Origin of the sequence: Streptomyces sp. NPDC097619, from assembly GCF_040302735.1 — a bacterium.
GTDB lineage: Bacteria > Actinomycetota > Actinomycetes > Streptomycetales > Streptomycetaceae > Streptomyces.
Window position 1 is genome coordinate 1 of the sequence record NZ_JBEOSD010000302.1, and the last position, 3,034, is coordinate 3,034.

Here is a 3,034-nt window from a genome sequence, read left to right on the forward strand (position 1 = left end):
CGGCACGGGCGGAAACGGCGCGGAGGACGCGGTGGGCGCGGTGGGCGGGTGTGCGCGTGGGCGGCGGCCCCACCCCCACCCCCACCCCCACCCCCGACCTCCCCTCGGCTCACCCCACCGGCCCCAACCCCCCCGTCCCCCAACCACCGCACCGATCGCCCGGTCCACACCCACCCGTCCCGATGACGGCTCCTCGGATCCCCCCGATCCCCCCGGTACACCCCCCGCGCGAGGTACGGCCCCCGCCCCACCAACTCGCCCACGTCCCCCACCGGGACCTCCGCCCCGTCGGCCCCGACCACGCGGATCTCGTCCTCGCCCGTCAGCGGTCGCCCCCACGTTCCGGCCACGACCCCGGGCGCGTCCCCCGGCCGGGTCAGCAGCAGGGGTCCGCCGGCCCCGCCCGACACCCGCTGCACCGCGCACCCCGCCACCCGCGCCAGCCGCTCGACCACCGGGGCGGACACCCCGCTCCCACCCACCTGCACCAGCCTCAACCCTTCGGATTCCCGTGCACGAGCCGCGTCCCCGCGCCGTTCGCCTTCCTCGCCATCACCCTGCCCCTCCCCGAACCATCGGCCGGCAGCCGCTCCGTCCACCGCCACGACGGTGACCCCCTCGGCGGCGATCAGCCGGGCCACCTCGGCCGGTTCCGGGTCGTCGGCCAGGACCACCGTCCCGCCCGCCGCGAGGGCGCCGAGGATGCCGGGGCAGCCCAGCACCAGGTCGGTACCGGCGGGCAGGGCCGCCAGGTACACGTCCTCCTCGGTCAGTCCGGTGACGCGGGTCGCGGCCCGCACCTGACAGGCGAACTCGTCGTGGGTGCGCGGCACGAGCACCGGCCCACCGGCCCCGCCCGGTCCCGGATCCGCCGGCACCAGCAGGGCCGTGCGGTCGGCGGGAACGGTCAGAGCCGGCGCCGGCGGCGCGTCCACCGAGCCCAGCGGGAAGTAGTGGCAGCCCGCCGGATCGGTGGTGTAGCCGCCCCCGTACGGGGAGTCGGCCGCAGACCCCTCCAGGGTGAAGACCCGCCGCAGGAAGGGCCCCCGGGTCGCGAGGTCCGCGGCCATGGCGGTGTGGTCGAAGCCCCGGTGGAGCCCCGGCCCCGCGTAGCCCACGGCCTGGGTGAGCCGCAGCAGCCGGGCCACCTCCTCCGTCCGGAGCTCCGGCGGGTGGCAGGGCGGCACCCTCGACCAGCTCCTGCGGGTCGACGAGCTCCCGGGGCGAGGGGGTGACGTGTTCCTCGGGGCCGGCTGCCATGCGTCTCCTCCGTACCGGTGCCGTCGCGACGGCGGCACCGGGGCCCGGACCACCGTCATGATCGTGGTGATCCAAACCGGGCCGCCCGGCCCCCGGCAAGGCGCCGACCCGACCAACCCGTCCCACCCCCTTCGGCGGAACCCCAAGACCGGCCGCGCCACCCCCACCCCTCCCCGGGCCCCGCTCCGGTCAGGCGTCCGTCGTGCGGTGCGCGGTCAGCAGCAGGTACTCCCAGTCCATCGCCCCGTCGGCGAGGTGGCGGGCGGTGAGGGCGTCCAGATCGGCGTCCAGGGCGGCCGTCCGGTCGGGGTCGGCCGCGTTCGCCTTGTAGACCGCGATCGTCGGGCCGTAGGCGGCCTTGAAGAACTCCCGGAACTCCTCCGGTCGCGCGAACCGGTCCACCCGGAGCGTGCGCCGGCGCGCCTCCACGTCCGTCACCCGGTCCCCGAGCAGCCCGTACACGTGCTCCTCGTCGCCCCACAGTGGAGGCGGTTGCGCCCCGGGCGGCGGGGGCGGCGCGTACGGCCGCATCGTCGCGAACATCTGCCCGATGAATCCCTCCGGGGTCCAGTCGATCAGCCCGAGCGTGCCGCCCGGTCGGCACACCCGCACCAGCTCGTCGGCGGCCCGTTGATGGTGCGGGGCGAACATCACGCCCACGCAGGACATGACCGTGTCGAACTCGCCGTCCGCGAACGGCAGGTCCTCCGCGTCCGCCTCCCGCCACTCCAGCTCGGCCCCGGCGGCGGCCGCCGCCGCGCGTCCGGTCTCCAACAGTTCCGGGGTCAGGTCACTGGCCACGACGTGCGCGCCGAGCAGGGCCGCGGGGACGGCCGCGTTCCCCGAGCCCGCCGCCACGTCCAGCACCCGGTCACCCGGTCCGATCCCGCACTCCCGGACCAGCACCCCGCCCAGCTCGGCGATCACGTGCGTGGCCACCGACGGATAGTCGCCCAGGGCCCACATCGCCCGGTGCTTGGCCTTCAGCGCTCGGTCCTCGGGCGTCCGGGCCGTACCCTCCTCGGTCGTGCCCTCGGTCTCGCCCATGCCGCTCACCTCCGCGTCCCTCTGCGCTCGTGTCCCTTCGCGGCCGGCAGTTCCGAGCCTAGGCCCCCTCGCGCGCCCGCGCGCGAGGACGGCCGTTCTCGAGAGGTGCGGGAGCTCCGACGGGCGCATCATGTGGTCGTGTCACACGCGGTCGGGTCACACGCGGTCGTGTGGTGTCACCGAGCGCCGCGGACCCGCCCCGGGCCCGCGGGAACGGGGACCTACCGGTCCCGGCGGGAGGTGTGCCGTGCGGTGGGACGAGTCGCAGCGGGCCTGGGCCGCCGTCAGCTTCGTGATCTTCGTGATCCTCGCGGACCTGGCGGCCGTCATCCTGGTGAACGTGCTCTGAGCCTCCGGCGTGAACGTGCTCAGCGCCTCCGTCCGGCGTCGGTACGGGCTCTCCGAGTGACGCCTCCGGAGCCCCAACGGCCCCGCTGGGACTCCCCGTTCCCGCTCCGCGTCCGTCCGCGGTGCGCCAAGCTGGGTGGCATGCGTGAAGAGACGTGCGCGGCATGCGGCGGAACGGGACTCACCGACCACACCGAGTACTCGGTGGCCACCGACGACAACGGGCACCAGCGGCCGGTGGTCCGCAGATGGATCGGCGCCTGCCGCACCTGCCACGGCACGGGCAGCACCGGCCGCGCGGCGTAGTCCTCCCGCCCCGTAAGCCCGTAAGCCCGTAAGCCCGTAAGCCCGGCAGGCCCGGCGGTACCCCCTCCACGGG

General features: G+C 75.9%; 3 protein-coding genes. 1 reads left to right on the plus strand and 2 read right to left on the minus strand.

Annotated features, from left to right (window positions below):
* Window positions 1–1,187 (minus strand): AMP-binding protein (locus ABTZ17_RS36565; RefSeq protein WP_352200138.1); only part of this gene is annotated, 1,187 nt, incomplete at its 3' end.
* Window positions 1,188–1,449: 262 nt separating this feature from the next.
* Entirely contained in the window at window positions 1,450–2,307 is an 858-nt protein-coding gene (locus ABTZ17_RS36570; protein WP_352200139.1) for a class I SAM-dependent methyltransferase, read from the minus strand.
* A 489-nt stretch (window positions 2,308–2,796) separates the two neighbouring features.
* Here ABTZ17_RS36570 and ABTZ17_RS36575 point away from each other — a divergent pair, with 489 nt between their 5' ends.
* Window positions 2,797–2,961 carry a hypothetical protein gene (locus ABTZ17_RS36575; RefSeq protein WP_352200140.1) on the plus strand — a complete coding sequence of 55 codons (165 nt, stop codon included), beginning with the start codon at window positions 2,797–2,799 and terminating at the stop codon, window positions 2,959–2,961.
* The last annotated feature ends 73 nt before the right edge of the window (window positions 2,962–3,034 follow it).